Source organism: Ruegeria sp. R8_1 (genome assembly GCF_017743815.1).
Taxonomy (GTDB): Bacteria; Pseudomonadota; Alphaproteobacteria; order Rhodobacterales; family Rhodobacteraceae; genus Ruegeria; species Ruegeria lacuscaerulensis_A.
Window position 1 is genome coordinate 1 of record NZ_JAGHRL010000018.1, and the last position, 419, is coordinate 419.

At 58.2% G+C, this 419-nt stretch carries 1 pseudogene; it reads right to left on the reverse strand.

Annotation, left to right across the window (positions count from 1 at the left end):
• A pseudogene (locus tag J7380_RS20480) lies at window positions 1-419 on the reverse strand (IS21 family transposase); the annotation flags it as partial.

The window sequence follows — 419 nt, forward strand, 5'->3', positions numbered from 1 at the left end:
TCCGTGAACGGCGCACCATTGCGTAAGGCACCTGGTTTGCGTTGGATGACAGCGAGATAGTGACGCCACTCATAGATGACCTTGCCGGGCTTGCGATGAGATCGCTCGATGATCCGCGCATGCTCGCAAACCGTTTGCCCTTCAGCGACCACGACCAGCCGTTCGGGATAAACATGCAAACTGACACGTCGGTTCGCGAAGCTGGCGGGAACGCTGTAGCGATTGCGTTCGAACGTGATCAGGCATGTGGGTGACACACGCTTACTGTGTTCGATAAAGCCATCGAATGCCGGCGGCAGTGCCATCAGCGTGGGCTTCTCGGCCTCCCACACGTCAGCGATGGACCCCGGCAAAGCCTTGTGCGGTGTCTCTGCCCAAAGGGCGATACAGCGATCTTCAAGCCATTGGTTCAGCTCGTC